This is a genomic window from Nocardia sp. NPDC005745, from assembly GCF_040630775.1.
Taxonomy (GTDB): domain Bacteria; phylum Actinomycetota; class Actinomycetes; order Mycobacteriales; family Mycobacteriaceae; genus Nocardia.
On sequence record NZ_JBEXYF010000010.1, the window covers coordinates 56953 to 83773 of the forward strand.

Consider the following 26821-nt stretch of genomic DNA (forward strand, 5'->3'; position numbering starts at 1 on the left):
ACCCCCCAACTTCGTCGTCGAGTTTGGCTACCAGAGTGACTGGGACAGTCAGCACTGAACTGACTGAATGGTAGTAATCCGCGGTAACTTCCGAGGAGGGTTTCGTCGAATCCGCACGGATCCGGGAATTTTCCGTTGGGCCGCGGCGGCGTCAGCGTGGGTGGATCGATTCCGAGTACTCGTCTGCGACAGCGTCGGATGCCAGCAGTTCGTCGCAGACGCTCAGAAAGGTTCGGCGCAGTTCGGCGGCGCGTTCGGCCAACGCGGACTGGGCGCGGACGTACTCGGCTCGTCCGGCGGGCGTCTCGACGCGCACCGGGTCGTAGCCGAACCCGGACAGGTCGTAGGGACTGGCGCGCATGTCGAGTTCGCGTGCGGCGCAAGCCGACTCGAAGCAATCCAGCAACAACTCCGAAGGGATCAGCGGGACCAGCTTGAACCCCCACTTGTACAGGTCCATGTTCGCGTGCAGACAGCCCGGCTGTTCGCGGTGGATCTGGTCGTCGCGGGTGAGCGGCTCGGCATTGCGGCCGACGGCGTCCGGTGTGAAGAAGCGGTAGGCGTCGAAATGCGTGCACCGCAGCGACATCGAGTCGACCACCGCGTCGGTGCCCGCGCGCCCGAGCCGCAGCGGCACCTTCTGGTGGCGGATATCGTCGGTCCGATACACCATGGCCCATTCGTGCAGGCCGAAACAGGACAGCTGGGCGGGGCGGGACGCGGTGGCGCGCAGCAGTTTCGCGACGAACGCGACGGTGTCCCTTCGTTTGACCAGGTAGGCGGGATCGGCCGTGTAGACGCTCCGCCCGGCGGGATCGCCGGTAGTCGAGTCGGTCGCTTCGTCGGCACGGTGATACCCACGGGCGCCGTCGTACTCGGCGGCATCCGCCAGGCCGATGCCGTATCCCGGATGCCAGCGCCGTAATTGGGCGGGTTTATGTCCGTAGTAGGTGAACAAGAAGTCGATCACCGGGTGCGATGACCCTTGTGCCCGCCGCTCGAGATAGGGCCCGACCAGATCGTCCAGCCGGGCCCGGTGCGCGGCGGCGGACGCCCGCCACCGCGCACCGGACAACACCCGCATGCTCACCGCACCTCGCGCGAGCTGGTGATGCCGATCGTCATTCGCCCACCCGGTGCGTTCCGTCTCGGACGGTGCCGACGAACTCCTCGACCAAGTCCTCCAGGGCGACGATCCCGGTGGTGTTGCCCCGGTCGTCGACCACGCGGCCGAGATGACTGTTGGTGCGGCGCAGCCGGGCGAGCGCCTCGTAGAGCGTGGTCTTCATGCCGACCGTCGGCAGCGGGCGGATGTCGGTGCGCGGGATCGGCGTCCCCGGACCGGCGCTCTCGTCGGCGACCTTGTCCAGCACATCCTTGACGTGCAGGTACCCGACCAGTGAGCCGTCGTTCGCCCGCACCGGGAAGCGGGAGAAGCCGGTCTCGGCGACGGCGGACTCGATGTCCCCGAGCGTGGTCCCGTTACCGCGCAGCGGGATCGATCGGGTCGCGTCCCGAGGCACCATCACGTCGGCGACCACGCGATCGCTGGTGCCGAGGGCCTGGGTGAGACGACGGTGCTCTTCCTCGTCGAGCAGCCCCTCGGAGCGGGACTCACCGATCATCTCGGCCAGTTCGACCGTCGAGACGGTGGCCTCGAGTTCGTCCTTCGGCTCGATCCGCAGCAGGCGCAGCGACAGATTGGCGGCAAGGTTGTACAGCGCGATGAGCGGGCGGGCCAGCCGCAGCCACATCAAGTGCAGCGGCACCAGCAACAGCGCGCTGCGTTCCGGTCCGGCCAGCGCGATGTTCTTCGGGATCATCTCGCCGAACAGGATGTGCAGGATGACCACGATGGTCAGCGCGAGGGCGAACGCCACCGGGTGCAGCAGCTGGCCGGGCAGGCCGAGCAGCTCGAACGGGCCTTCGAGCAGGTGGGCGACGGCGGGTTCGCCGACGCGGCCGAGCAGGATCGAGCAGATGGTGATGCCCAGCTGCGCGGCCGCGAGCATCATCGAGAGGTTCTCGCCCGCCCGGATGACGGTGTTCGCGTTACGCTTGCCCTGCGCGGCGAGCGCTTCCAATCGGTCGCGGCGGGCGGAGATGAGCGCGAACTCGGCCGCGACGAAGAAGGCGTTGCCACCCAGCAGCACCACGGTGAGCAGGACGCCGAGCAGGTCACCCATGGCTGTGCTCCTTGGTCGCGAGGGCGTCGGCGTCGACCGGGATCAGCCGGACCCGGTCGATGCGCCGTCCGTCCATGCGCTCCACCCGCGCGATCCAGCCGCCCGCGTCGGGGCTGTCGGCCGTCGTCCACTGCTGCGAGCGAGGATTCGGCAACACGACCTCGTCACCCGTCACCGGGATGCGGCCGAGCCTGGTCAGCACGAGGCCGCCCAGCGTCTCGTACTCGCCCTCGGGGGCGTCGTATCCGGTGGCCCGGGAAACCTCGTCGATCCGCAGCAGGCCCGAGCAGTCCCAGCCGTCGGAGACGCGCCGCACGTCGCGCTCCTCCTCGTCGTGCTCGTCGCGGACGTCGCCGAGGATCTCCTCGATGATGTCCTCCATGGTGACCATGCCCGCGGTGCCGCCGTACTCGTCCACGACGAGGGCGACCTGCATGCCGTCGGCGCGGACGCGTTCGAGCACCTCATCGCCGTCCAAGCTGGCCGGCACGATCGGGACCGGCTGGGCGAGCCGGTACAGGGGGATCGTCCTGCGCGCGTGCACCGGACGGGTGAAGGCCTGCTTGACGTGCACGAAGCCGAGGGTGTTGTCGAGGTCGCCGTCGATCACCGGAAAGCGCGAGTAGCCGGTGCGGCCCGCCGCGTCGATCAGGTCGGCGATGGTGTCGTCCTTGTCCAGTGCTTCGATCTTCACCCGGGGGGTCATCAGTTCCTCCGCGCTGCGCTCGCCGAACTGCAGGGAACGGTCCATCACCTGGGCGGTGGGCTGGTCGAGCGCGCCGCGCAGCGCGGAGGTGCGCACCAGGGAGCCGAGTTCCTGCGGTGAGCGGGCCGACCGCAACTCCTCGGCGGGTTCGACGCCGAGCCTGCGGACGACCCAGTTGGCGGTGCCGTTGAGGAAATGGATCATCCACTTGAACACCACCGAGAAGGCGATCATCGGTCCGGCCGTGACGCGGGCGGTGCCCAGTGACTTGGCGATGGCGATGTTCTTGGGCACCAGCTCGCCGTAGATCATCGACAGCGAGGTGGCCAGGATCAGCGCCAGCGTCAGGGCGATACCGCTCGCGGCGGCTTCGCTCAGCCCGGCGGCGGTGAACAGCGGATTCAGCAGCCTGGCCAGCACCGGCTCGGCGATGTACCCGGTGATCAGCGTGGTGATGGTGATCCCGAGCTGGGCGCCCGACAGCTGGAACGACAGAGTGCGATGCGCCTTGCGGACCATGCGGGCGCGGACGTCGCCGGTGCGGGCGTGCGCCTCGACGGTGCTGCGCTCGAGCGCGGTGAGGGAGAATTCCGCGGCGACGAACAGGGCCGTGCCCGCGGTGAGTGCGATGAACCCGATCAGGCTGAGCGCGGTGAGCGCGATGGACATCGTCAGCACCACCTGCACGGTGCTGCGAGACGGCCTGGGCGGAATGGGACTACTGCGGGGAGGAGGACGCCGGGTCGGTCACCCGGCTCGGTAGAGGAGCCCTCCTGTGCGGCGCCCTCGGACGCGGGTGACAACTGGATCCTTTCGCGAATGTGTCGTGGTGCCGGTGTCCGGCAACCACCATGCTACCGGCCCACGCGCGAAGCGGCGTGGGCCGGTACCGGTGCGATGCGCGTGTCGGCGCTCACCAACCGCCGGGCAGCGGGCGGCCTTCGGCGAACCCGGCGGCGGACTGCACGCCGAGTACGGCCTTGTCGTGGAATTCGGTGAGCGTTCGCGCGCCCGCGTAGGTGCACGCGCTGCGCACGCCCGAGCAGATGTGATCGAGGAGGTCCTCGACGCCGGGGCGCTCGGGGTCCAGCCGCATCCGGGAACTGGAGATGCCTTCTTCGAACAACGCCTTACGCGCCCGGTCGAATTCGCTGTCGGAGGCGGTGCGGGCGGCGACGGCCCGCTTGGAGGCCATGCCGAAGCTCTCCTTGTACGCGTTGCCGTCGCGATCGACGCGCAGGTCACCGGGAGATTCGTAGGTGCCTGCGAACCAGGAGCCGATCATCACGTTGGACGCCCCCGCGGCCAGCGCGAGCGCCACGTCGCGGGGATGGCGCACGCCGCCGTCGGCCCAGACGTGCACGCCGAGTTCCCGGGCGGCGGTAGAGCATTCGGCCACCGCGGAGAACTGCGGGCGGCCGACGCCGGTCATCATCCGGGTGGTGCACATGGCGCCGGGCCCGACACCGACCTTGACGATGTCCGCGCCCGCCTCCGCGAGATCCCGAGTGCCCTCGGCGGAGACGACGTTGCCCGCCGCCAGCGGGACGCCGAGCCCGAGATCGCGCACGGCGGAGAGCGTTTCGAGCATCTTGGCCTGGTGGCCGTGTGCGGTGTCGATGACGAGCAGGTCGGCGCCCGAATCCACGAGGGACTTGGCCTTCGCGGCCACATCGCCGTTGATGCCTACCGCGGCCGCGACGCGCAGCCTGCCCGCGGCGTCGACGGCGGGCTGGTAGATGCCCGCGCGCAGGGCGCCGGTGCGGGTCAGCACCCCGGCCAGGGTGCCGTCCTCGGCGGTGAGCACGGCGAAATCGGCGTGCTCGGCGTGCAGCAGGTCGAACAGGTCGCGCGGGGTGGTGCTCGCGGGGGCCCGCACGAAATCGGTGGCCGCGACCTCACGGAGCCGGGCGAAGCGGTCGACGTCGGCGCAGGCGGCCTCGGTCACCACGCCGACCGGCCGTCCGCCGTCGACCATCACGACCGCGCCGTGCGCACGCTTGTGCATCAGGGCGACCGCCTCGGAGACCGAGCGGTCGGGGTCGAGGGTGACGGGGGTGTCGGCGGTGAGCGAGCGGCTCTTGACGAACGCGATGGTGTCGGCGGCCGCGGTGATCGGCAGGTCCTGCGGAAGCACGACGATACCGCCGCGCCGGGCCACCGTCTCGGCCATTCTGCGCCCGGCGACCGCCGTCATGTTGGCCACGACGATGGGGATGGTGGTGCCCGACCCGTCGGACGTCGAGAGATCGACATCGAAGCGCGACGCGACGTCCGTCCGGTTCGGGACGAGGAAGATGTCGTCGTAGGTCAGGTCGTACGGCGGCTGATGACCGGGGAGAAAGCGCACTCGACCGATGATATCCGTGCGCCGACCGCAGCGCGCCGTTCTCCCGGAGGTGCTGCCGCATTTCCCGGGGATCTCGGGCGAACGCCGGGGAGTGGTATCGGACGGGGCAGGACGCGGCCGCTTCGTAGCGATGGCCCGGCTCGTGGCGTGGCATGTTCCCGGACCACGGCCGGGGTCTTCGCGCGGGCCGATCCTCCGGCCACGGCTTCAGGCGGTGGCTTCGGAGCGGGACAGCGCGATGGTGGTGGCCACCATGACGAGCACCGCGCCCGCGGTGACCAGCAGTCCGGCGGTGTCCGCGCGCAACCGCTCGTCGAGCACGGCGATGCCGATGAACGCGGCGGCCAGCGGCTCGGCGACCGAGACGGCGGGCAGCGAAGCGGTCAGCGGCCCGACTTGATAGGCGCGCTGCTGCAGATAGACGCCGGTGACACCGGCCGCGATCAGCGCCCAGGTCTGCCAGCCGCCGAGCACGTCCGCGAGACCGTGTTCGAACAGGCCGGTGACGTAGTCGGTGAGTGCGGCGGCCAGCCCGTAGAGCGAGCCGCTCGCGGCGCCGAGCAGCAGCGCGCGCCACGTGGGCCTGCGCGCGGCGATCCCAGCGGCTGTAGCGGCGGCGATCAGGCCGACCAGAAGGCCCAGCGGCAGGACCCAGTGTCGTAGCGGCGCATTGATATTTCCCTCGGTCGGATCGCCGACGAGCACGAAGCAGGCCAGCGCGGCGGTCAGCGCGAGCGCGGTCGCCCACGTGCGCGGCGCCACGCGACGGTCGTTCAGCCGGGCCGACAGCGGCAGCGCGAACACCAGCGCGCTCACCAGGATCGGCTGCACCAGCAGGACCGCGCCCAAGGCGAGCGCGGCGACCTGCATGGCGTATCCGCCCGCGTCGCCGACGACGCCGCCCCACCAGCGGGGAGTGCGCAGCAGCGAGCGGACCAGGGACTCGCTCTCCGGCACCTCGGACGCCGCGCTCTGCTGCGCGACCGCGGCCACCGCGAACAGCAGTGCGGCGAGCAGGGCGCAGAGAACGGCGGCTGCCGGATGAGTCGACACCCGACTAGTTTGCTGTGCGATTGCCTCTCGCGGGAGACTGCTGGGCTCGCACGGCGCGTCGCCGCGTGCGGCCCGCCGTGTCGCCGGACGCGGAAGCCGCGGTGCGGCCGGAGAACCCGCTTGTCGCGCCGGAATTGCGGGTGGCAGTGCCCTTGGCCGAGCCCGCGCCGCGCCCCACGGGGTTGCTCGCGGTGACCTTCGCGGTGCCTCGGCGGCGCGCGGGCGCGGCGACCGCTTCCCCGCCACGCCCCGTCCCCGCGGCCGACCGGCTCCCGGATTGCTTCGCCGCACCGGCGCCACGGCCACCGGCCGCCGTCTGCTCACCGCGCCTGCCCGGCTTGCGCCGAGCGGGTTTCGCGGAGGCCGCGGCAGGGGCGGTCACGGGCGCGGCCGCCGCCGCGATCGGAATACCGGATGGCCTGCGGGCGCCGGTGATCTCGATCAGCGTGCGGTCGCCGGGCCGGACCGCGACCCCGTCGACCTCGACGCCCGCCTTGCGGGCCATCGTCTCGACATCGCGGCGCTCTTCGTCCATCACCAGCGTGACGACCACACCGTCCTCGCCCGCGCGGGCGGTGCGCCCGGCCCGGTGCAGGTAAGCCTTCGGCTCCGGCGGGGGATCGACGTGCACGACCAGGGAGATCCCGTCAACGTGGATGCCGCGCGCCGCGACGTCGGTGGTGACCAGTACCGGCACCGAACCGTCGGCGAACGCGGCGAGAGTGCGGGTGCGGTTGTTCTGCGCCTTACCGCCGTGCAGCACACCCGCCGGGATGCCCGCGCCGCGCAGTTGCTTGGCGAGCCGGTCGGCGCCGTGCTTGGTGCGGACGAACATGATGGTCAGCCCGTCGCGGGCGGCGATCTCGGTGGCGACCGTCCGTTTGGCCACTTTGTCACCGACGTACAGCAGATGATGCGACATCGTGCTGACCGCCGCCGACGGCGGCGCGGTGGAGTGTGTGACCGGGGCGCGCAGGTAGCGCTTGACCAGTTTGTCCACCTCGCCGTCCAGCGTGGCGGAGAACAGCAGGCGCTGGCCGTCGCGCGGCGTGCGGTCGAGCAGCTTGGTCACCTGCGGCAGGAAGCCCATGTCGGCCATGTGGTCGGCCTCGTCCAGGGTGGTGATCAGCACCTCGGACAGGTCGGCGGACCCTTGCGCGATGAGGTCGGCGAGTCGCCCCGGCGTGGCGATGAGCAGATCGACGCCGCGGGCGAGCCGGTCGGCCTGACGCTTGATCGGGGCGCCGCCCACCACCGAGGCCACCCGCAGGCCGAGCGCGAGCGCCGGTTCGTCGAGCGCTCGCTCGATCTGCGCGGCCAGTTCGCGGGTCGGCACCAGCACGAGTCCGCGTGGGCGGCCCGGCTTGGCCGAAGCGCCCATCAAGCGGGTGAGCATCGGGAGGCCGAAGGCCAAGGTCTTTCCGGAACCGGTCGGCCCGCGGCCGAGTACGTCCTTGCCTGCCAGGACGTCCGGCGCCGTGGCGGCCTGGATCGGGAACGGCGTCTCGATGCCGTCGCGTCGCAGTGCCTGTATGAGCACGGCGGGCAGGCCCAGTTCCGCGAAGGTCGCGGTGGGCGCCGCGGCGACGGTGGTCGAGGGGGTCACGAGGTGGATGTGCCTTTCGTCGCACGGCGCATTCCAGCGGAACGCGCTGTTCGGTGGGGTGAAGAGCGGTGCGCGATGCGGTTCACCGCGCTGGGCGCGGGCTATGACGCGCGCCGGGTGGAACGAGAGGGTGCGGCCGACCAGAGGCGGGCCGAGTTTCCAGGATACGTGCCGGGGAGTCAGCTGTGGAACAGGCGGCTCAGTTCCACGAGCCAGGGTACGGCCACGGCCTGGGTCGGCACCACCAGTATTGCGGCCGAGCCGAGGTAGGCGGCCGTGGCGATGCGGATGTCACCGATCCGCTCGCTGAGTCGCTGGATGCGGATGAGCGTGGTCGGGCCGCCTGCGGCGAGCGCGCCTTGCGGCGCGGTGGATTTCGCGCACGCGACGAGGGCGCGGGCCAGCGGCTTCGGACCGGTGACCTTGACCGCGGAGTCGTCGGCGAGCAGTTCGATGAGCAGTTTGACCGAGCCGAGCGCGGCCTTGCTGCGCACCACTCTCGGGAACGCCTCGTGCACCGCCGTGAACGCCTCCAGCACGAGATCGTGCCTGGCCCGCAGATGCGAGCGTTCGTGGCTGACGATGGCGGTGACCTCGGCGTCGGCCAGATTGGTCAGGGTGCCCTCGCTGAGCACGACGCGCTGGCGCAGACCGGGCAGGCAGTAGGCGATGGGCTCGGTCGCGGCCAGCACCCGGATGTCGGCCGCGCGCCGGTGCGGACCGCTCTGGTCGAGCAGATCCACGAGCATGCGGTGGCGCGCCCGCCGCCTGCGGGTGTGCACGCCGACCCGGACGACCGCGTAGATCAGCCGGGCGCCGACCAGCAGGGTGAGCGCGAAGACGAACACGTAGGCCAGCCACAGCGGCAGGCCGAGCGCGTCGATCTCCCGGGTCGGCGCCGTGGTCGGGCGGCCGTCGGGGCCGGGCACGAGCAGCTCGGCGGCGATGGCCAGCCCGGAGCCGAAGGCGCTGAGCACGGCGGCGAGCGCGATGGCCTGCCAGAGCACCAGCGCGGCGCGGGGCGTCCGGTATGTCCAGGTCGCCCGGCTGAGCAAGGCCGGGGCAGGCCCCGCGAGAAGCAATGCGAGTCCGGCGAAGACCGGCGCGGTTGCGTTCATCGACTCAGCTCACTGCGTTGTGGGGCCAGGGCGCCCGAGGAGTCTACTGCGGCGGCGGCGCCGAGTCCTCGTCCTCGGTAGCTTCGAGCTTAGCGAGTGCTTCGCGCAAGGCGGCAGCCTCGTCCTTGCCGACCTGCTCTACGAAGTGCACCAGCGCGGCGGCGCGGCTGCCCGCCGCGTCGGCCTGCTGTAGAGCGTCGACCATCAGACTGGCCACGAGTTCGTCCCGGGTGTGCACGGGCGCGTACCGGTGCGCGCGGTCGTCGCGCCGCTGCACCACGAGGTTCTTCTTCGCGAGGCGTTGCAGCACGGTCATCACCGTGGTGTACGCGAGCTCGCGGCGTGCGGCGAGCGCCTCGTGCACCTGCCGGACCGTTTGTGGTTCGTCGGCCGACCACAACTGGTCCATGACCGCTTTCTCGAGTTCACCAAGACCTGCCATCCCACAATTTTAGGTACTCAACGACGCCGATGCGTACTACAGGGTGTCGTAACCGTGAAATAGCTGGTGTGTCATTTCTCATAGGGCGCCGATTCGGCGCCCGTATCGGCCGGTCCGCCGACCTTTCCGCGTACATGCCGCGTCCCGATCGGCACGATCATCGGGCGGCCCGACACCGGGTCCTCCAGCACCGTCGCGTCCAGATCGAACACCGCGCCCAGCAGCTCGACCGATATCACCTCGCCCGGTGCTCCCGCGGCGACCACGCGCCCGTCGCGCATGACGACCAGCTGGTCGCTGTAGCGGATCGCGAGATTGAGATCGTGCAGCACCATGACGACGGTGCGCCCGAGATCGGCGTGCAACCGGTCCACCAGATCGAGCACCTCGATGGAGTGCGCCAGATCCAGATACGTGGTCGGCTCGTCGAGCAGCAGGATGTCGGTGCCCTGGGCCAGCGCCATCGAGATCCAGGCGCGTTGGCGCTGCCCGCCGGACAACTCGTCGAGCGCGCGGTCGGCGAGGTCCGCGATCCCGGTTTGTGCCAGCGCGGTCGTCACCTCGGTTTCGTCCGTCCCCGACCATTGCCGGAACCAGGACTGGTGCGGGTGGCGCCCGCGGGCGACCAGATCGGCGACGGTGAGTCCTTCCGGCGCGACCGGCGACTGCGGCAGCATGCCGACGACGCGAGCCACGTCCTTGGTCTTCATCGTCGAAATGGCCTTGCCGTCCAAGACGACTCGGCCTTCTCGGGGGCGCAGCAGACGGCCCAGCGAACGCAGCAGGGTGGACTTTCCGCAACCGTTGGGTCCGATGACGGTCGTGACCACCCCGGGGGTGATGGTCAGGCTCAGCCCGTCGACGATCACCCGGTCGCCGTACCCGAGAGTGACCTGCTCGGCGCCGAGCCGGTGCCCCGGAGCGCTCGCCCGCCCCGTGGCGTCGGGGGTGGTGATGTCCGCGATCGTCATGACAGCGTCGCCTTCCGGTTCATACGCACGAGCAGGTACAGCAGGAATGGTCCGCCGAATGCCGCGGTCACGACGCCGACGGGCAGCTCGACCGGAAACAGCGTGCGCGCGGCGGCATCCGCGCCGACCACCAGGATGGCGCCGACGACGGCGGAGCCGACGAGCGGCTCGCCCGGGGTGCGCAGCAGGCGTCGTGCGATCTGCGGCGCGGCGAGGGCGACGAAGCCGACCGGCCCGACGGCGGCGGTCGCCACCGAGGCGGCCACCACGGCAGCCCCGATCAGGATGGCCTGCTGGGTCTGGATGCGCACTCCCAGTGCGCGCGTGGTGTCGGAGCCGAGGCGCAACGCGGCGAGGGTGCGGGCGGAAGCGAGCGCGACGACGGCGGCGACCCCCGCGGCGATCGCGGCGGGCGCCAGGTGCGCCGAGTCGGCCGCGTTCAGCGATCCGTTCAGCCACAGCTGCGCGCGCTGGGCGTCCCCCAGGCTGGCGCGGGTGAGCAGCCAGCTGATCCCCGCTGTCAGCAGGGCGTTCACCCCGACGCCGATCAGCACCAGCCGCAGCCCGGTGGCGCCGTACCCGCCGGTGGCGGTGCGGCCCCACGCGAGCAGGTAGATGGCGACGGCGGTGAGCAGACCGCCGGCGAGCGCGGCCAGTGGCGCACCGACCGAAGCGGCCAGTCCGGTGCTCGCGCCGCCGGTGCCGACCAGCACGGCGACAGCGCCCAGGCTCGCGCCCGAGGTGATGCCGAGCATGTCCGGCGCGGCCAGCGGATTGTGCAGGATGGACTGGGTGATCGCGCCCGCGAGCCCGAGCGCGAGCCCCACCACGAGCGCGGTGAGCGCGCGCGGCAGCCGCGATTCGAGCACGATGAACCGCTGTGCTCTGGTGCCGCCGCCGGTGAGCACGTCCAGCACGCGCCCGAGCGGCAGATGGGATTCGCCCACCGCGATGTCCAGGCAGAAGAGTCCGAGCGCCAGCGCGATCAGGACCGCGACGATCAGCATCATCCGCGGTCGCAGCACCGCCGACACCGGGCCGACGCGCAGTGCGGGACGCGCGCTCGTGGTTCGCGGCGAGATCGTCACAGATTCACCAGCTTTCGCCGACGCACGAATGCGAGGAAGAACGGCACGCCGACCACGGCCAGCATCACCCCGACCTCCAGCTCGCCCGGCCGGGCCACCAGACGGCCCGCCACGTCGGCGCTCAGCAGCAGCAACGCGCCGAACAGCCCGGAATAGGGGATCAGCCAGCGATTGTCCGGCCCGGTGACCGCGCGTGCCAGGTGCGGGACGGCCAGGCCGAGGAAGGCGATCGGACCGACCGCCGCCGTCGCCGCGCCCGTCAGCAGCACGACCGACGCGAGCCCGAGCGCGCGGCTGCGGCCGACGTGCACACCGAGTCCGCGCGCGACGTCGTCGCCCAGGCCCAGGACGTTCAGTCCCGGCGCTGCCAGCACCGCCAGCAGCATGCCCGCCGCCAGGAACGGCAGCACCTGCCAGAACACCGTGGCGTCGCGGCCCGCGACCGTGCCGATCACCCAGAACCGGTAGGTGTCCAGCGCGGACGAGTCGAACAGCACGACGGCGTTCGTCATCGCCTGCAGGAACGCGGTGACCGCGGCGCCCCCGAGCACCAGGCTCAGCGGGCTCGCCGTGCCGCCACCCACCGACGAGGCCGCGAACACCACCACGCCGGCGATCAGCGCTCCGGCGAAGGCGAACCAGATGTATTGCTCCGGTGCGCTGAAGGCGAACAGATACGTGCTCAGTGCGGCGAGAAACGCCGCGCCGGCGTTGAGTCCGAGCAATCCGGCGTCGGCGAGCGGATTGCGGGTGTAGCCCTGGATGAGCGCACCCGCGATACCCAGGGCCGACCCACAGACCAGCGCCAGCGCGGTCCGGGGCAGACGCAGGCCGCGCACGATCTGCTCCTCGGTGGAACCGGCTGCGCAGGCGAAGGGCCCGCCGGGGCAGGTGAGTGCGTGGTGCACGGCGTCGTACACGGTCCCCGGCGCGAGCGAGCGTGCGCCGATCGCGACGCCGGCGAGCACGGCGAGCAGTAGCAGAACGGTCGAGACGAGAAGTCCGGAAAGACGTCGCCGCCTCACGGTGGCAAGGGAGGTCACGGCGACGAGCTGCTCCTGAAGTCAGCGATACGGTTGCTAGGTCTGGTAAGCCTAACCTATCTTTCGCTACAGACGGGCATGGCCGAGTGTCCGCCGCGCCGCGCGACGGAGCCGATCCCCGAGGAGGTTCGATGACCGAGCTCATCACCACGCCACATCGCTCGACGACGGCGTTCGGACGCGCCGGTGCCCGGCTTCGCGCGCTTCAACCGGAGCATCCGCGGGTCTATGCCGTGGCCGCGATCGCCGAACAGGGGAAACGGCGCTGGTGGCAGCTGGCGGACGGCGTGCGCGAAGGGCGCGTCGAACTCATGTACCGGCGGCACGCGGCGGAGATGATCAGCGCCGACATCGCGGCGGAAGTGGTTGCCACGGCCCTGATCCACGCGATCGCCGGCCGAGTGGTCGCATTGCTCGTCGCGGAGGGTCGGGCGTGGGATCCAGGGCTGGAGAACCTCTGGGTCCATACCGACAACGATGGCGGAATCGACTGGGCGGGTCTGTCGGACACCACGATTCGCGTGATCGACGGTGACCCGCTGGCGGGCGGCCCGGGTGTGGTCACGCTGCCGTGCGCGGAAGCGATGTACGTCTGGCTCGCGCATCGCTGCGCGTCCGCGCTGACCGTCGTCCAACAGAGCATGACCCGCTGCTCCGGTTTGAGTGCCCGGCGGTTCTGGTCTCTCGTCGGTGAATCGGTTGCGGGTACTTCGACTTACGTCCCCGATCTCGCGCGGACCGATTCCGTCACCGGTGCCCGGCGTGGGCAGGGACTGCTGGCGGCGATGGCCGAGCGCGGGCTCCCCGTGCGGCGGACCGGGCCTTGCTTAGTTAGGTAAGCCTGACCTATAATCGAACGCGGCGTATGGATCGCGTGCGAGTCCCGAGGGCTGCGGTGACCCCCGATCCCTTGCCGCGGCGGGCTCCACTTCCGGTGGGGCCCGCCGCTCTGTCTTCCTGTGAACTACGTCGCCCGCTCTGGCGTGCCGCCCCGTCCCGGATCTAGTCTGACGCCGACACGAACGTAGAACCCGCTGCACAGCAAGGGTATTCGTCGCCCGGTCGTCCTCGGTGGGTCACCGCCGCGCCGTGGATTCGGCCCGGTGCCGTGTCGCGATCATCGGTGCGCAGCGTCGCGCGCCGGCTCCGAGCCGTCGATGATGCCCGCTTGCCCTCTCGCCGGGTTCACGGTGGCTCTCCGGAAGTTCGAGGGGTTGTCAGCTTGCCCACCAACACACCGTCCCGTCCCATCGCAGCGGTGCTGGCCGCCGTCGCGGTACTCGTGATTCCCGCTTGCGGCTCCGGCGAGCAGCAGCTGTCGAGCGGATCCTCCCCGCACGCCGCGCCGCACTGGGACTACGACGCCGAGGGTCCCGACCACTGGGCCGACCTGGACCGGGACTTCGTCACCTGCAAAAGCGGCCATCAGCAGTCACCCGTCGACCTGCCCGGTCACGCCCGGCTCGAGCCGCACGAGCACACCACCGTCGACTACCACTCGACACCCGCGGTGACGCTGCGCAACACCGGGCACACCGTGCAGGCGAATCTCCCCGCGGGCAACGGAAATCGCATCGTGGTCGACGGCGTGCCGTTCGAACTCACGCAATTCCATTTCCACCTGCCGAGCGAGCACACCGTGGACGGCGTGGGCGCCACGATGGAAGCACACTTCGTGCACAAGAGCGCGGCGGGCGGGGTGGCCGTACTCGGCGTGCTGCTGCGCGCGGCGCCGGGACCATCGGCGTTCGCGCCGATCCTCTCGGTCGCGCCGCGGGCGGTGGACGCCGACACCGTCGTGCCGGGCCCCATCGACCTGCGCTCCATGCTGCCTGTCGCCACCGACCAATACCGCTATCAGGGTTCGCTCACCACGCCGCCGTGCAGCGAGGGTGTCTCGTGGACGGTGCTCGGCAGTCCGGTCACGGTGACCCAGGACGACGTCGACCGGTACCGGACGTTGTTCGCGCACAGCAACCGGCCGACTCAGCCGCTGAACGGCCGGACGGTCACGCTGGCGGGCGGGTGAGGGCGAGAAGCGGCGTGAGCCGGTCGTGGCGCAGTGGTGGCAGCCGAGGACTTCTGTCGTCGATTCGAATGACTGTGCGCCGTCGAAACTCCCGGCTACGTTGTGTGAATTCACGCCGGGTGGCGGCGGGGACGAGCGGCAGATGTCGAGAAGCGCCGACTCCAGCACATGACCTCGCTGAATCGGGAGACGGCTCATGACAGGGAACAGCATCCATCGGATCATCAGCTGCTTGTCGATCGCGGCTTTCGCCGGAGCGATCGGTATCGGAGTGGTTGTGTCGGCGCCGAGCGCGGCCGCCGAATCACGGCATCGCGTCGATCTCACGGAGGCGTGCAAGGATCAATACCACCGGCAGACGGTCTACGTCCGGCACATCGATCAGAGGGTCGCCGGCATCGGGGGCAAGGCGACGCCGTACGGCTACTACTGCGCCGAATGGACCGAGCAGCTGACTGTGTCGAAGGATCCCGCCTACCAGGCCCAGGAGAAAGAAGTGGGTGATCTGGATGTGCAGGCGTACTGCTCGAAGAAATACCCCGGATCACGCGCGGTCGGCAACTTCGACGACGACCGCACCTGGGACTGCGTGTCCTGACGCACGACTGCCCTGTGGCGGCGGCACCGAACGGGCCCGACCGGCTCCTGAGGCTCGGCGGCCGGTTTCACGACCGCTTCGGCCCCGCGGCAACGTCGAGCGGCGTCCGAACGGTCCGGCGGTCACACCGGCAGGCGGGTGAGGCCGCGCGGGCGGGGAGCGGACGCTGTGCGACAGTGAATACATGACACAGCAGGAAACCCCGCAGGTCGGCTCGCTGGCGCATGTCACGCCCGAGCAGATGAACGCCTACAGCGAAGGCACCTTCGCCGACCTGATCGGCCTGCGCTACACCGAGCTCGGCCCCGACCGCGTGTGCGGCGAGTGGGTCGTCAAGCCGCACCTCTACCAGCCCGCGGGCATACAGAACGGCGGCGTGTACTGCACGGTCATCGAGACGCTCGCCAGCATCGCGGGCGGCGTCTGGTTCGGCGACCAGGGCACGGTGGTCGGCGTGAACAACAACACCGATTTCCTGCGCGCGGTGCGCGAGGGCACGCTGTTCGGCGAAGCGACGCCGTTGCATCGCGGCAGGCTCCAGCAGCTGTGGCAGGTCGTCATCACCGACGAGCAGGGACGCGCCGTGGCCCGCGGTCAGGTGCGATTGCAGAATCTGCCGCACCGTTCCTGAGCGCTCCTCCGGCGAGGGCGGAACGGGCGTGCCAGAATGTCCGTCACCCGCCCCTGCGAACCGGTGAGGAGCCCGGATGCGACTGTCACCGCACGAGCAGGAGCGCCTGCTGCTCAGCTACGCCGCCGAGCTGGCCCGGCGCAGGCAGGCGCGCGGGCTCAAGCTGAACCATCCCGAAGCGGTGGCGCTGATCACCGACCACGTGCTGGAAGGCGCGCGCGACGGCCGTACCGTCGCCGAACTGATGTCCTCGGGGCGGACGGTTCTCACCCGCGACGACGTGATGGAAGGTGTGCCGGAGATGATCCCCGACGTCCAGGTCGAGGCGACCTTCCCGGACGGCACCAAGCTCGTCACCGTGCACCACCCGATCGGCTAGGCGGCCGGTATGCGATACCCGAGCGGCCTCGAGCCGGACCGAGGCCCGGCGTGATCCCCGGCGAGTATTTCTGCGCCGAGGGCGTCATCGAACTGAACGCCGGTGCGCGGCGCCTCGAACTGGACGTGATCAATACCGGTGATCGGCCGGTGCAGGTCGGCAGCCATGTGCACTTCCCGCAGGCCAACGCGGCGCTGGAGTTCGATCGGGCGGCCGCGCACGGCCATCGTCTCGATATCCCGGCCGGGACCGCGGTGCGCTTCGAACCCGGTCTCGGGCAACGCGTATGGCTCGTGCCGCTGGGCGGCGCCCGCGAAGTCCACGGCATCAGCCTGACCCCGCCGGGCCGTCTGGATGACTAGCACGTGTGCCCGGCGCGGCGCGGGGCCGAGTGCGCGAGCGCAGGAGGTAGGACGCGATGAGTGAGCTGAGCCGGGCGCGGTACGCCGAACTGTTCGGGCCGACGACGGGCGACCGGATCAGATTGGCCGACACCGATCTGCTGATCGAGATCACCGAGGATCGCAGCGGGGGACCGGGGCGCGCGGGCGACGAGGCCGTGTTCGGCGGCGGCAAGGTGCTGCGCGAATCCATGGGCCAGTCCCGCGCGACGCGCGCCGAGGGCGCTCCCGATACGGTGATCACGGGTGTGGTGATCATCGATCATTGGGGAATCATCAAGGCCGACGTCGGTATTCGCGACGGACGGATCAGCGCGATCGGCAAGGCGGGCAACCCCGACACCATGACCGGCGTCCACCCGGACCTGGTCGTGGGCCCGTCCACCGAGATCATCGCGGGCAACGGCCGCATCCTCACCGCGGGCGCGATCGACTGTCACGTGCACTTCATCTGCCCGCAGCTGATGGAGGAGGCGCTCGGCGGCGGGATCACCACCCTCATCGGCGGGGGCACCGGTCCGGCGGAGGGCAGCAAGGCGACAACCGTGACGCCCGGGGCGTGGCATCTCGCGCGCATGCTCGAGGCCACCGACGCCTGGCCGCTGAACATCGTGCTACTCGGCAAGGGCAACACCGTGAGCGCCGAGGCCATGTGGGAGCAATTGCGCGGCGGGGCGTCGGGATTCAAGCTGCACGAGGACTGGGGCTCCACGCCCGCCGCGATCGATGCCTGCCTCACCGTGGCCGACGCCGCGGGGGTGCAGGTGGCGCTGCACTCGGACACCTTGAACGAGGCGGGTTTCGTCGAGGACACCCTGGCGGCGATCGCCGGGCGCGGCATCCACGCCTACCACACCGAGGGCGCGGGCGGCGGGCACGCGCCCGACATCATCACCGTCGCCGCCCACCCCAACGTGCTGCCCAGCTCGACCAACCCGACGCGTCCGCACACCGTCAACACCCTCGACGAGCACTTGGACATGCTCATGGTCTGCCACCACCTGAGCGCGTCGATCCCGGAGGATCTGGCCTTCGCCGAGAGCCGCATCCGCCCGTCCACCATCGCGGCGGAGGATCTGCTGCACGATCTCGGCGCCATCTCGATGATCGGCAGCGACTCGCAGGCCATGGGCCGCATCGGCGAGGTCGTGCTGCGCACCTGGCAGACCGCGCACGTCATGAAACGCCGCCGCGGCGCCCTGCCGGGCGACGGCGCGGCCGACAACGCCCGGGTGCGGCGCTACGTCGCGAAATACACCATCTGCCCGGCCGTCGCGCACGGCCTGGACCACGAGATCGGCTCGGTCGAAGTCGGCAAGCTCGCCGACCTGGTGCTCTGGGAGCCCGCGTTCTTCGGCGTCCGTCCACACGCCGTGCTCAAGGGTGGCGCGATCGCCTGGGCCGCGATGGGCGACGCCAACGCCTCCATCCCGACCCCGCAGCCGGTGTTGCCGCGTCCCATGTTCGGCGCCGCCCCGGCGACCGCCGCCGCCACCTCGCTGCATTTCGTCTCCGAGCAGGCGATCGAGGACGGTCTCGCCGACCGGTTGCGGGTCCAGCGCAAACTGGTGCCGGTCCGCAACGTGCGCGGCGTGACCAAGACGGACCTGCCGCACAACGACGCCATGCCGCGCATCGAGGTCGAGCCCGACACCTTCACCGTCCGCATAGACGGCGAGGTCTGGCGCGAAGAACCCGCCACCGAGTTGCCCATGGCGCAGCGGTATTTCCTGTTCTAGCGGCGCCGAGGTGTAAGGGTCTCGGTGGTGTGCCACTTGTGCGGCGGCTAGCGGGGGAGGAGCGTAGAGTCCGGTAGCCTGCTGGGCCTCGAAGAAGGGAGGGAAGCATGTTTCGACCAGGTGAGCGGGGGGTGGCGCGCCGAGTTCTGCTGGGCGTTGTGGGCGGAGGGACGTTTCTGGCGGCGATGTTCGCGACCTCCGCGGCCGCACCGTTGCCGTCCGGTAGCGGGCCGGCCGGAGAGCCGGACGGCTCGACCGTCACCTTGAACGACTATTGCCAGGATCCCGGCGCGGTCGGCCACCTCGCCGACGGGCGGACCGTCTACTGCACACAGGTGCGGGGCACCGACGCGTTCGTATGGTCCTACAGCCGAGACCCGATCCCGCGCGACCCCAACACACGCGGCTACACCTGCGACAGCGATGCCTGCCACTGGCCCGACGGCACCGCCGTCCCGAACTACGAGCGCTGCGGGATCCTGTGCGGCGAGCCTCCCACCAGCGGCGACAGGCAGAGCGGCCTCTACGACTGCGTCGAAACGGGAACCGAGTTCGAGGAGTGCGAACGCCGGATCCGATGAGCGGGTCGCGGCGGCTGCGGTAGCGAGACTCGATCCCGCCATGCTCGCCCGGCGGCACTCGGTCGAAGATTACGGGAGCCGGTGCTCGTCGACCGAGGTGCTCAGGCCGGTGCCGTTGAGGTCCAGATACAGCAGGCGCTCGGTGACCGACAGGGTGACGGTGTTGCGCCGTTCGACCGCGGCGACGGCGGCATCGATGAAGTCGCGGTCGAAGCCGTACAGCGGTATGGCTTCGGCGCGATGGATGCGTTTGCCGGTAAGTTGCGACAGCACCTTGATCGGATCGCGATGGGTGTATACGGCGACGCGATCGGCCAGTTTGCTGCCCCGGTGCAGCCGCTGGGCGTCCGGTGCGCCGACTTCGATCCACCCGGTGACGCGCCCGGTGAGGTCGCGGACCAGCACCGCGGGCTCGTCGGTGGAGGAGACCCCGCCGTCACTGAAGGCGATGCCCTCCTCGTACTCGAGGCAGTAGGCCAGCACGCGCGTCAGCATGAACTCCGCGGATTCCGACGGGTGACGCGCCACCCGCAACTCCAACTCCTGATAGACGCCGCGATCGACGTCGGCCAAGTGGACGGCGAAGTTGTGCAGTGTCGCGCTGAGTGCCATAGGTGCAGCAGCTTAACCCGAGGTGCGCTGGGTGCCGCGCCTTGCCCGTTGCCGGACCGCCAGGTGGGGCGGAAACGTCTCGTAGCCCGAAGTCGGCGGCTCGGCGAAGGACGTCGGCGGCTTCTAGGATTCGACGGTGACAGTTACCCGTGACGACTTGGCCGGTTACGTCGAGCGCGACTTGGACGCCGACCTGGCGCGATGGTTCGCCGACCGGCCGCCGGTCACCGTGCCGGAGGAGACCCGGCCCGTGGCACCCTTCCTCGAACGGTTGGCGCCCTCGAACGCGGCGGCGCTCGCGGCTTTCGATCGACGGGTGCGATCCGGGCGGATGCCGCAGTTCCTGGACATCCATTCTTGGTCCTACGGTTTCCACTTCGCCGGGAACGACTGCGGGATCCGGGATTCCGACTACGAGACCGAGCTCACCGACGAGGACGTGTACTCGATCGGCGCGGACGGCGGCGGCAACCTCTACGTGGTGCTCACCAACGGGCAGATCGCGATCTGGTTCCACGAGGAGGAAGTCGTCGAAGGAGAGACCCGTTTCGACGACCTCGATGTCTTCCTCTGGTCGGTCGTGCGGTACCACGCGGTGCGCGCCGGGGTCCTGGAACCGGCCGCGGTCGAGGCGGATTTCCTGTCCCTGGGCCAGGACGGCGCGCTCGAGCCGGACCTCGGCTCGCTGCGCTTCATGAAGTAGCCGCCGACCTGTTGCTCAGTCTTCGCCCGCTCGTCGCTGAAACGGTTTGCGGGCCCGGAAGATGTCGCGAACCCAGGGTGCTCGGCGGTGGTGGGGGCGACTGCGGTCGGCCCAGAGCGGATTGGATTCGTCCCGGCGGTAGGCCGCGAGCTGACCCGCGATGGCGAAGCGCAGGCGGGTGGCTTTGCCGACCACCTCACCGTCGGTGGCCAGCGCCTCCGGAGTGGGCAGCTGCACGAAGAGTTCGGGCAACTGGCGCTCGCCGTAGACCTTGCTGTGACCGATCGCCGCCAGCAGCAGCGCCAGCACGGCGCGGGTGCGCGACCACCGCAGATCGGCGCGCAGCCAGCGCACGTCGAGCAGGCCCGCGTCGAGCCGGCCGCGAAAAGCGGGCACGGCGCCGTGCGGGTGATAGGGACCGTTGCCGACGAACAGGAACCACACCCGCTGCCAGCGCCCGTCCAGGCAGATCTCGATCGGCTCGGCCCGGCGCAGGGTGACCACGAGCGCGGCGGCGAAGGCAGGCCACTTACCCCAGCGCGGCTGCCACTTCTCGCGCAGTTGCACCAGATCCGGATAGGCGCCGAGGCTGGCCGTGTTGATCAGATGCCTGGTGCGCGAACCGGTTTCGTCCTCGCATTCGACGCTCGCGATGTCGACCGCGACCGCCTCGCCGACGCCGGTGGCATCGATCACCTCGCGCAGGTCGTAGACGCCGAGGTCGCGGGCGAAGTGGTTGAGCGTGCCGGTGGGGATGACGACCAAGGGCAACTCGTGGCGCAACGCGACCGCGGCCACGGCGGCCACGGTGCCGTCACCACCGGCGACGCCGACCGCCAGCACCGGTTCACCGTGCTCGGCGATGGCCTGCTCGAGTTGTTCGGCACAGTCCAGATCGGGTCGGGTGCGCAGCACGGTGGCGGCGGGCAGCGCTGCCGCGACGTCGTCGGTGGGATCGTAGTTCGGATCGCCCGAGATCGGATTCACCATGACCACAAGGCCTTTGCCCTCCACCAGGGTGGGTACCTCGCGGACCGGGCGGGCTTGCGCCTCGTCGGATTCACGCACCGGCCACCAGCGCCGTGTGGCCAGTGCGACACCGGAACCGACGGCCGCGCCGACGAGCACATCCGAGCTCCAGTGCACGCCGGTGTGCACCCGCGAGTACGCCACGGTGGCGGCCAGCGGGGCGACGACCAGTGCGGTCCGCGGACTTTCCAGGGCCACGGCCGTGGCGAACGCCGCGGCGCAGGCGCTGTGTCCCGAAGGGAACGAGGAGGACGTCGGGGCGGGAGTGAGTCGCCGGTGCGCCGGCAGGAGTTCGGCGGCCGGCCTGCGCCGTGCGATGAGCGACTTGAGGCCGACGTTGACGACGAGACTGGCTCCGGCGAGGGAGACGACACCGCGCAGCGCGGCTCGCCGAGGTGCGCCCTGGCGGGTGGCGAGCAGCGTCGCGATGAACAGCCACAGCCCGCTGAAATCGGCGCTGTTGGTGATCCGCAGCAGCCCGCGGTCGACCATCGAAACAGGCAGTTCGGCGACCGCGCCGCCGATCGCTCGATCGATTCGTCCGATACCTTGGAACTTCCGGCGCACCCAGCTACTCACCCGGTCGACACTACCGATCACCGCGCAGACCTCGCCGAACGCGGTGCCGCGCAGCATTCGTGGGCAAGTGGCCTCCGGGACCGGGCAGAGATGGTGATCATGCCGAACACATGCCCGGAAAATCGCGGATGTAACGGCGTGTGTGCGATACCGACTTCCAGTTGTCGGGAATTCGAAAGGGAGGCGAATGAAGACGATCATCGGTGCGGTGGTGACGGCGATCGCGGTGAGCGTGGCTGTCGCGGGTTGTCAGGGCGAATCGGGTGCGCCGGCGACCGGAACGAGCGAACCCGGCCGGTCCACCGTCGAGGCCACTCGGGCAACGCCCGCGCGCGGCGGTGCCACCACCACCGAGGCCGCACCCGCGAAACTTCCTGCTACCAGCGGAAATGGGCGATGCGTCGATCCCGGGTCGAGCGTGGTCGCCCGCGCGATGACCTCGCTGGGGCCGGCGCCGGGCGGCACGCCGTACGTCGTCGACAGTGCCACCGACGCGTCCGCGGGAGCTTGCCCAGAACTGCTGTGGGTGCTGGCCGCGACTCCCGGCGGAACGGCGAGTTCCCCTTGGCACGTGCTGTTCTTCGACCACGACGGCTATCTCGGCACCGCGACGGCGAAAGCGACGTCCTACACGACGGTGGTCGGTTCGGGCGACCGCGATGTGCGGGTGCAGTACCGGTGGCTGGAGGGTCGCGACGCGAACTGCTGTCCCTCCGGCGGTCCGGTCGTGATCACCTTCACTCTCGCCGGCGACGGCCGCACGGTGACACCCAGTCCGGCGATCCCGGACCAGGTCGGGTGATCCAACGGACAGCGGCGGATGGCGAGTTGTCGTCATCGGCAGCGTGATCGGATGCACCGGGAAGTGTGCCGGGCCGACGCCGCAGAGCGACTCCGCCACCGAGCGAAAACGGTGATGGCGGTGAGGCGTTGACGTATGCAGGGTACGGCGTGGCCGTATCGGCTGTCCGGCCTATCGCATGGCGGTGGGAATGAGGTGGCGGCGGGCGAAGAGGCGGGCGTCTTCGTCGGTCTCCAGGGAGAAATAGCTGTCCGGGACGAGCAGGAGGGTGAGGGACAGGCGCGCGGCGATCTCGGCGGATGCGTCGGGATCGATGTCGCCGAGGTCGTCGGCTCGGCGGAGTTGTTCGGCGAAGAACGCGCGTGCCGCGGCGAGAAGTGTTGCGCCGTAGGTGATGACGAAGGGCTGGCCGCCTTCGTCGGCGAGCAGGATGCGGTTGGTGAGTGGGTCGGTGCGCAGCGTGCGCAGGGCGATGGCGAAGCCTTCGGCGGCGCGGTCGCGCACGTCGGTGTGGTCGGCGACGGCAGTCGTGATACCGGACAGCACGCGCCGCAGCCACACGGTCAGCGCCGTGGTGACGAGCAGATCCTTGCTGGGAAAGGCCCGGTAGACGGTGGCGCGATGCAGGCCTGCGCGGCGGGCGATGTGCTCCATCCGGACGCGATCGATGCCGTGGTCGCGGAATTCCGCCAGGGCCGCGTCGATGTCGCATATGTCGCAGATGTCGCATTCAAGCGTCGGTCGGTGAGCGTCTCGAGCAATATGCAACCAATGGTTGCGCGAGGGACGAAGGTGGGTTAGCGTAATGTGCAACCAAATGTTGCGCATGACGAAAGGGTGGCGAGTATGGAGTACGGCAGCATCGAACGGGAGATTTACGTCGACGCGTCGCCCGAGGTGGTCTTCGAGGTCGTCAGCCGCCCGGAGCACATCTCGGAATGGTGGACCGACGACGCCGAGTTCGACGTGGCGTCCGGCGCGGTCGGTGAGTTCGTCTGGGGTGACCGGGCGCAGGTCGCCCCGATGACCGTGGTGAACGTGGAGCCGCCCCGGGTGTTCTCGTTCCGCTGGTGCTATCCCGACGGCGCGGTCGACGACTCCGCCGGGTCGCTGCTGGTGACCTTCGAACTCGTTCCGTCGGGGGCGGGTACCACGATCCGGCTCACCGAGACCGGATTCCGGGAGATGGGCTGGGAGGCCGCAAAGGCGGCGGAGCAGTATCGCGAGCACATCGGGGGCTGGGACACCTACATTCCCCGGCTGGGGGAGTACATCGCCCGGCTGGTGTCGGCCCCGTGACCGTCGCCGTAGACGACGGCCTGTGGTCCGCGGTCGGAGATCCGACCCGTCGGCGGATGCTCGACCTGCTCCTCGCGGATGGCGGCGGCACCGCCACCAGTCTCAGTGAGCAACTGCCCGTCACGCGGCAGGCGGTCGCGAAACATCTCGGCGTGCTCGACCGCGTCGGCTTGGTGCACGCCACACCCGCCGGGCGGGAGCGGCGGTACCGGGTGGACGAGGCGCAACTGGCCCGTGCGGTCGCTCAGTTGTCCTCGGTGGGGGCGGCATGGGACGCCAGGCTGCGTCGTATCAAGCGCATCGCCGAGGCGATTCAGCGCAGTCAAGACCAGCAGTGAATTCGTGGAAGTCAACGACAATCGGCATGAAGGAAGTGGACGAATTGGTGGACATCCTGCACAGGGTAGGAATCAAATCCTCGGTGGCCGACGTTTACGCGGCCTTGACCACCACCGAAGGGCTGGCAGGCTGGTGGACGACCGACACCAGAGGCAAAGGCAGTGACGTCGGTGGTGTACTCGAATTCCGCTTCGGCGCAGGGGGATTCGACATGAGGGTCACCGAACTCGATCCGGGCAGGCGCGTGCGGTGGGAAGTGATCGATGGACCCGAGGACTGGGTCGGTACGGAGCTGCATTGGGATCTCACTCAGGCCGACGACTACGCCATCGTTCTGTTCAAGCATCAGGGCTGGAAGGAACCGGTGGAATCCATGCACCACTGCAGCACCAAGTGGGCGGTCTTTCTGCTGAGTCTGAAGTCGCTGATCGAAACCGGGAAAGGCGCGCCGGATCCCTACGACGTCAAGATCGACAACTGGAACTGACGTTTCCGTGGGAACCGGAGCTTTCGCGGCGGCGAGGGAATCGCGACAACATCTTTACCGGCGCACTTCAACCGGTGAAGGTGACCTCGGCCGTGTGGGGGCGTGCGCCGTCGCGCGGATCACCCGGTCAGACTTGGCTTCCCGACCGCATACGGGTCTCGAACGTCCGATGCGCCGTCGCCGCTTCGGTCAAGGGCAAGTGCCGTGCCGAGGATCGGCGTGAGCTCGACCCAGCGACCTTCGCAAGCCGGGCGCCCGGAGATCGCCGACTTGAAACTCCCGGCAGCGCCACCGTGACGGCGTCCTCGCCCCGACCGCGCGCACACTCGGCCTCGGCTCAGTAGCGTGGTCGCCGTCGCGGTACTACGGCTACTGGAAGTAGTGGCCTTTGTCGAGGTCATCGATGAGCCCGGGCTGGGTCGGCTGCCACCCGAGCCGCTGCCGGGTCAGCGCGCTCGAGGTGGGGCGGTCCATAGCGTAGAAAGCGGCCAGCCAGCCGAAGTGCGCGTCCGCATCCTGAGGTGAGACCGAGGCGACCGGCACGCCGAGGTTGCGCCCGATCGCCGCGGCGATGTCTCGCGTCGCGACGCCCTCATCGGCCACGGCGTGCAGGATCGATCTCGCCGGGGCATGTTCCAGTGCCAGCCGCGTCAGTCTGGCCGCGTCGAGCCGGTGTACCGCGGGCCACCGATTGGACCCATCGCCGATGTACCCGGCCACGCCCGTTTCGCGGGCGATGGTGACCAGCCGCGCCATGAACCCGTTGTCGCCTTCGCCGTACACCGTCGGGGCGAATCGCAGTACGCTGGAACGGATCCCGCGGTCGGCGAGCGCGAGCGTCGATTCCGCGGTGGCGAGCCGGAGCATCGGGCCCTCGGGTGTCGTCCCCGGCTCCAGGCCGAATCCGTCCTCCTCGGTCAGCACAGGGCCGGCGGCCTGCCCGATGACGCCGGAGGCGATGGCGAACGGTCGATCCGAACCGTCGAGCGCCGCGGCGATCGTCTCCACCGCACGGCGATCCGCTACGGCCGCGCCCCCGAAGTCTCCGGAGAACGCGATGTCGTGTTTGAAGGCCAGATGGATCACGCCGTCGGAATCGGCCGCGGCGTCGCGCAGCACCTCGAGGTCATCGAGCGAGCCACGCCGCACCTGCGCTCCGGCGGCGGCGAGCGCGGCGGCCGACGTGTCGGAGCGTGCGAGCCCGAGGACCTGGTGACCCGCGGTGATCAGTTCGGGAACCACGGCAGAGCCGATCCACCCGGAGGCTCCGGTGACAAAAACGCGCATGAGAAGTCCTTTGTGCGGATTCCGACCGACTGATGTCAGTCGCTGACATCAGCGTAGCAACGATGTCAGCAACTGTCATGACCTAGAATTCGGACATGGGTCGATGGGAGCCGAACGGGCGCGGCAGATTGGAGTCGGCGGCGCTCGAGCTCTACACCGAACGGGGGTTCGAGCAGACCACCGTGGCCGAGATCGCCAAGCGGGCCGGGCTGACCGAGCGCACGTTCTTTCGGCACTTCGCCGACAAGCGGGAGGTGTTGTTCCCCGGTGGAACGGCGCTGCACGATGTGTTGATTCGCGCCGTCGCGGAATCGCCGGAGTCGGCCGCGCCGATCCAAGCGACCGCGGCGGCCGTGGAAGCCATCGGCGCGGTGTTACAGGAGCGGCGGGAATTCTCCCGGCAGCGGCAAGCCGTCATCGACGCGAATGCCGAGCTGCGCGAGCGTGAACTCATCAAACTCGCCTCGTTGGCGGCGGCGATAACGGGCGCGCTGTGTGAGCGCGGTGTCGCCGAGCCCGCGGCGAACCTGGCCGGGGAGACCGGCATCGCCGTATTCCGGGTGGCGTTCCGGCGCTGGCACGACGACGCGAACACGAAAGAACTGCCGCGCCTGGTACGGGAGTCGTTCGGCGAGTTGACGGTCGTGGTGAACGGCGATGCCGGAGCCGCCGCGATGTCGGACCACCTTCGCTAGGCAGCAATCGTCGCAGCGCAGGCAGCCGGTGGCCACCGAATCGCTCGGTGGCCACCGAATCGCTCGGT

Annotated in this window: 29 protein-coding genes; 14 read left to right on the plus strand and 15 right to left on the minus strand. The window is 69.9% G+C overall.

Annotated elements, in window-relative coordinates; all coding sequences use genetic code 11:
- Positions 1–151: 151 nt before the first annotated feature.
- The 11 genes from ABZ420_RS13105 to ABZ420_RS13155 all read right to left on the minus strand — a co-directional run bounded on the left by ABZ420_RS13105 (position 152) and on the right by ABZ420_RS13155 (position 12563).
- On the minus strand, positions 152–1084 hold the full coding sequence (locus ABZ420_RS13105) for a 3-methyladenine DNA glycosylase (protein WP_357121597.1): 933 nt from the start codon (positions 1082–1084) through the stop codon (positions 152–154).
- 37 nt (positions 1085–1121) lie between these two features.
- The gene (locus tag ABZ420_RS13110) at positions 1122–2186 is read right to left on the minus strand and encodes a hemolysin family protein (protein WP_357121201.1); all 1065 of its coding nucleotides are present in this window, start codon (positions 2184–2186) and stop codon (positions 1122–1124) included.
- Positions 2179–3561, minus strand: coding sequence for a hemolysin family protein (locus ABZ420_RS13115; protein ID WP_062967740.1), 1383 nt, complete (start codon positions 3559–3561; stop codon positions 2179–2181). Before ABZ420_RS13115 ends, ABZ420_RS13110 begins: the two co-directional genes overlap by 8 nt.
- A 244-nt stretch (positions 3562–3805) precedes the next feature.
- Complete coding sequence (locus tag ABZ420_RS13120; RefSeq protein WP_357121204.1) at positions 3806–5242, minus strand: GuaB1 family IMP dehydrogenase-related protein; 1437 nt, start codon at positions 5240–5242, stop codon at positions 3806–3808.
- 207 nt (positions 5243–5449) lie between these two features.
- The gene (locus ABZ420_RS13125) at positions 5450–6295 is read right to left on the minus strand and encodes a DMT family transporter (protein WP_357121207.1); all 846 of its coding nucleotides are present in this window, start codon (positions 6293–6295) and stop codon (positions 5450–5452) included.
- A gap of 4 nt (positions 6296–6299) precedes the next feature.
- Positions 6300–7901, minus strand: a complete 1602-nt coding sequence (locus ABZ420_RS13130; RefSeq protein ID WP_357121210.1) for a DEAD/DEAH box helicase — start codon at positions 7899–7901, stop codon at positions 6300–6302.
- 179 nt (positions 7902–8080) lie between these two features.
- Complete coding sequence (locus ABZ420_RS13135) at positions 8081–9019, minus strand: M56 family metallopeptidase (RefSeq protein ID WP_357121213.1); 939 nt, start codon at positions 9017–9019, stop codon at positions 8081–8083.
- Between the two features lie 43 nt (positions 9020–9062).
- A complete protein-coding gene (locus ABZ420_RS13140; protein WP_040866505.1) occupies positions 9063–9461 on the minus strand; it encodes a BlaI/MecI/CopY family transcriptional regulator in 399 nt (132 codons plus the stop codon).
- Positions 9462–9532: 71 nt separating this feature from the next.
- Positions 9533–10432, minus strand: a complete 900-nt coding sequence (locus ABZ420_RS13145; protein WP_357121216.1) for an ABC transporter ATP-binding protein — start codon at positions 10430–10432, stop codon at positions 9533–9535.
- Complete coding sequence (locus ABZ420_RS13150) at positions 10429–11520, minus strand: iron chelate uptake ABC transporter family permease subunit (RefSeq protein WP_357121218.1); 1092 nt, start codon at positions 11518–11520, stop codon at positions 10429–10431. The genes ABZ420_RS13145 and ABZ420_RS13150 overlap by 4 nt, the downstream gene beginning before the upstream one ends.
- On the minus strand, positions 11517–12563 hold the full coding sequence (locus ABZ420_RS13155) for an iron ABC transporter permease (protein WP_357121221.1): 1047 nt from the start codon (positions 12561–12563) through the stop codon (positions 11517–11519). Before ABZ420_RS13155 ends, ABZ420_RS13150 begins: the two co-directional genes overlap by 4 nt.
- A 131-nt stretch (positions 12564–12694) precedes the next feature.
- On the opposite strand from ABZ420_RS13155, the gene ABZ420_RS13160 reads away from it, so the two are divergent.
- The 8 genes from ABZ420_RS13160 (at position 12695) to ABZ420_RS13195 (ending at position 18921) form a co-directional block, all read left to right on the plus strand.
- Complete coding sequence (locus ABZ420_RS13160; protein ID WP_357121223.1) at positions 12695–13402, plus strand: hypothetical protein; 708 nt, start codon at positions 12695–12697, stop codon at positions 13400–13402.
- Between the two features lie 383 nt (positions 13403–13785).
- Complete coding sequence (locus ABZ420_RS13165) at positions 13786–14592, plus strand: carbonic anhydrase family protein (protein ID WP_357121226.1); 807 nt, start codon at positions 13786–13788, stop codon at positions 14590–14592.
- A gap of 196 nt (positions 14593–14788) precedes the next feature.
- Positions 14789–15190: a hypothetical protein gene (locus tag ABZ420_RS13170; RefSeq protein ID WP_357121229.1), complete on the plus strand. Its 402-nt coding sequence runs from the start codon at positions 14789–14791 to the stop codon at positions 15188–15190.
- 241 nt (positions 15191–15431) lie between these two features.
- Positions 15432–15821: a PaaI family thioesterase gene (locus tag ABZ420_RS13175; RefSeq protein ID WP_357121600.1), complete on the plus strand. Its 390-nt coding sequence runs from the start codon at positions 15432–15434 to the stop codon at positions 15819–15821.
- A gap of 76 nt (positions 15822–15897) precedes the next feature.
- Complete coding sequence (locus ABZ420_RS13180) at positions 15898–16200, plus strand: urease subunit gamma (protein WP_062967452.1); 303 nt, start codon at positions 15898–15900, stop codon at positions 16198–16200.
- 50 nt (positions 16201–16250) lie between these two features.
- Positions 16251–16562, plus strand: coding sequence for an urease subunit beta (locus ABZ420_RS13185; protein ID WP_357121232.1), 312 nt, complete (start codon positions 16251–16253; stop codon positions 16560–16562).
- A gap of 56 nt (positions 16563–16618) precedes the next feature.
- Positions 16619–18340, plus strand: a complete 1722-nt coding sequence (locus ABZ420_RS13190; protein WP_357121234.1) for an urease subunit alpha — start codon at positions 16619–16621, stop codon at positions 18338–18340.
- 107 nt (positions 18341–18447) lie between these two features.
- Complete coding sequence (locus ABZ420_RS13195; protein ID WP_357121237.1) at positions 18448–18921, plus strand: hypothetical protein; 474 nt, start codon at positions 18448–18450, stop codon at positions 18919–18921.
- 69 nt (positions 18922–18990) lie between these two features.
- On the opposite strand, the gene ABZ420_RS13200 is transcribed toward ABZ420_RS13195, so the two are convergent.
- Positions 18991–19533, minus strand: coding sequence for a YaeQ family protein (locus ABZ420_RS13200; RefSeq protein WP_357121240.1), 543 nt, complete (start codon positions 19531–19533; stop codon positions 18991–18993).
- A gap of 136 nt (positions 19534–19669) precedes the next feature.
- On the opposite strand from ABZ420_RS13200, the gene ABZ420_RS13205 reads away from it, so the two are divergent.
- Positions 19670–20236, plus strand: coding sequence for a hypothetical protein (locus ABZ420_RS13205; protein WP_357121243.1), 567 nt, complete (start codon positions 19670–19672; stop codon positions 20234–20236).
- A gap of 15 nt (positions 20237–20251) precedes the next feature.
- Here ABZ420_RS13205 and ABZ420_RS13210 read toward each other — a convergent pair whose 3' ends face one another.
- On the minus strand, positions 20252–21844 hold the full coding sequence (locus tag ABZ420_RS13210; RefSeq protein ID WP_357121246.1) for a phosphatase PAP2 family protein: 1593 nt from the start codon (positions 21842–21844) through the stop codon (positions 20252–20254).
- A gap of 187 nt (positions 21845–22031) precedes the next feature.
- Here ABZ420_RS13210 and ABZ420_RS13215 point away from each other — a divergent pair, with 187 nt between their 5' ends.
- Positions 22032–22646, plus strand: coding sequence for an LppP/LprE family lipoprotein (locus ABZ420_RS13215; protein ID WP_357121249.1), 615 nt, complete (start codon positions 22032–22034; stop codon positions 22644–22646).
- Positions 22647–22817: 171 nt separating this feature from the next.
- Here ABZ420_RS13215 and ABZ420_RS13220 read toward each other — a convergent pair whose 3' ends face one another.
- Positions 22818–23474, minus strand: a complete 657-nt coding sequence (locus ABZ420_RS13220; protein ID WP_357121252.1) for a TetR/AcrR family transcriptional regulator — start codon at positions 23472–23474, stop codon at positions 22818–22820.
- 18 nt (positions 23475–23492) lie between these two features.
- On the opposite strand from ABZ420_RS13220, the gene ABZ420_RS13225 reads away from it, so the two are divergent.
- From ABZ420_RS13225 to ABZ420_RS13235, 3 genes are read left to right on the plus strand one after another with little or no spacing between them, the layout of a single operon-like run.
- Positions 23493–23945, plus strand: coding sequence for an SRPBCC family protein (locus ABZ420_RS13225; RefSeq protein ID WP_357121255.1), 453 nt, complete (start codon positions 23493–23495; stop codon positions 23943–23945).
- Complete coding sequence (locus tag ABZ420_RS13230; RefSeq protein WP_357121258.1) at positions 23942–24283, plus strand: winged helix-turn-helix domain-containing protein; 342 nt, start codon at positions 23942–23944, stop codon at positions 24281–24283. The genes ABZ420_RS13225 and ABZ420_RS13230 overlap by 4 nt, the downstream gene beginning before the upstream one ends.
- A 26-nt stretch (positions 24284–24309) precedes the next feature.
- The gene (locus tag ABZ420_RS13235) at positions 24310–24771 is read left to right on the plus strand and encodes an SRPBCC domain-containing protein (protein WP_357121261.1); all 462 of its coding nucleotides are present in this window, start codon (positions 24310–24312) and stop codon (positions 24769–24771) included.
- A gap of 369 nt (positions 24772–25140) precedes the next feature.
- On the opposite strand, the gene ABZ420_RS13240 is transcribed toward ABZ420_RS13235, so the two are convergent.
- A complete protein-coding gene (locus ABZ420_RS13240; RefSeq protein WP_357121264.1) occupies positions 25141–26058 on the minus strand; it encodes an SDR family oxidoreductase in 918 nt (305 codons plus the stop codon).
- A 95-nt stretch (positions 26059–26153) separates the two neighbouring features.
- On the opposite strand from ABZ420_RS13240, the gene ABZ420_RS13245 reads away from it, so the two are divergent.
- Positions 26154–26753, plus strand: coding sequence for a TetR family transcriptional regulator (locus ABZ420_RS13245; protein WP_357121267.1), 600 nt, complete (start codon positions 26154–26156; stop codon positions 26751–26753).
- Positions 26754–26821 lie beyond the last annotated feature (68 nt).

Coding starts and splice junctions, on each gene's coding strand:
- ABZ420_RS13215 (WP_357121249.1), top strand. CDS start 22,032: ATGAAGACGATCATCGGTGCGGTGGTGACGGCGATCGCGGTGAGCGTG.
- ABZ420_RS13135 (WP_357121213.1), bottom strand. CDS start 9,019: ATGAACGCAACCGCGCCGGTCTTCGCCGGACTCGCATTGCTTCTCGCG.
- ABZ420_RS13220 (WP_357121252.1), bottom strand. CDS start 23,474: ATGCGCAACATTTGGTTGCACATTACGCTAACCCACCTTCGTCCCTCG.
- ABZ420_RS13175 (WP_357121600.1), top strand. CDS start 15,432: ATGAACGCCTACAGCGAAGGCACCTTCGCCGACCTGATCGGCCTGCGC.
- ABZ420_RS13240 (WP_357121264.1), bottom strand. CDS start 26,058: ATGCGCGTTTTTGTCACCGGAGCCTCCGGGTGGATCGGCTCTGCCGTG.
- ABZ420_RS13160 (WP_357121223.1), top strand. CDS start 12,695: ATGACCGAGCTCATCACCACGCCACATCGCTCGACGACGGCGTTCGGA.
- ABZ420_RS13170 (WP_357121229.1), top strand. CDS start 14,789: ATGACAGGGAACAGCATCCATCGGATCATCAGCTGCTTGTCGATCGCG.
- ABZ420_RS13115 (WP_062967740.1), bottom strand. CDS start 3,561: ATGTCCATCGCGCTCACCGCGCTCAGCCTGATCGGGTTCATCGCACTC.
- ABZ420_RS13195 (WP_357121237.1), top strand. CDS start 18,448: ATGTTTCGACCAGGTGAGCGGGGGGTGGCGCGCCGAGTTCTGCTGGGC.
- ABZ420_RS13145 (WP_357121216.1), bottom strand. CDS start 10,432: ATGACGATCGCGGACATCACCACCCCCGACGCCACGGGGCGGGCGAGC.
- ABZ420_RS13105 (WP_357121597.1), bottom strand. CDS start 1,084: ATGCGGGTGTTGTCCGGTGCGCGGTGGCGGGCGTCCGCCGCCGCGCAC.
- ABZ420_RS13235 (WP_357121261.1), top strand. CDS start 24,310: ATGAAGGAAGTGGACGAATTGGTGGACATCCTGCACAGGGTAGGAATC.
- ABZ420_RS13245 (WP_357121267.1), top strand. CDS start 26,154: ATGGGTCGATGGGAGCCGAACGGGCGCGGCAGATTGGAGTCGGCGGCG.
- ABZ420_RS13190 (WP_357121234.1), top strand. CDS start 16,619: ATGAGTGAGCTGAGCCGGGCGCGGTACGCCGAACTGTTCGGGCCGACG.
- ABZ420_RS13225 (WP_357121255.1), top strand. CDS start 23,493: ATGGAGTACGGCAGCATCGAACGGGAGATTTACGTCGACGCGTCGCCC.
- ABZ420_RS13110 (WP_357121201.1), bottom strand. CDS start 2,186: ATGGGTGACCTGCTCGGCGTCCTGCTCACCGTGGTGCTGCTGGGTGGC.
- ABZ420_RS13140 (WP_040866505.1), bottom strand. CDS start 9,461: ATGGCAGGTCTTGGTGAACTCGAGAAAGCGGTCATGGACCAGTTGTGG.
- ABZ420_RS13200 (WP_357121240.1), bottom strand. CDS start 19,533: ATGGCACTCAGCGCGACACTGCACAACTTCGCCGTCCACTTGGCCGAC.
- ABZ420_RS13180 (WP_062967452.1), top strand. CDS start 15,898: ATGCGACTGTCACCGCACGAGCAGGAGCGCCTGCTGCTCAGCTACGCC.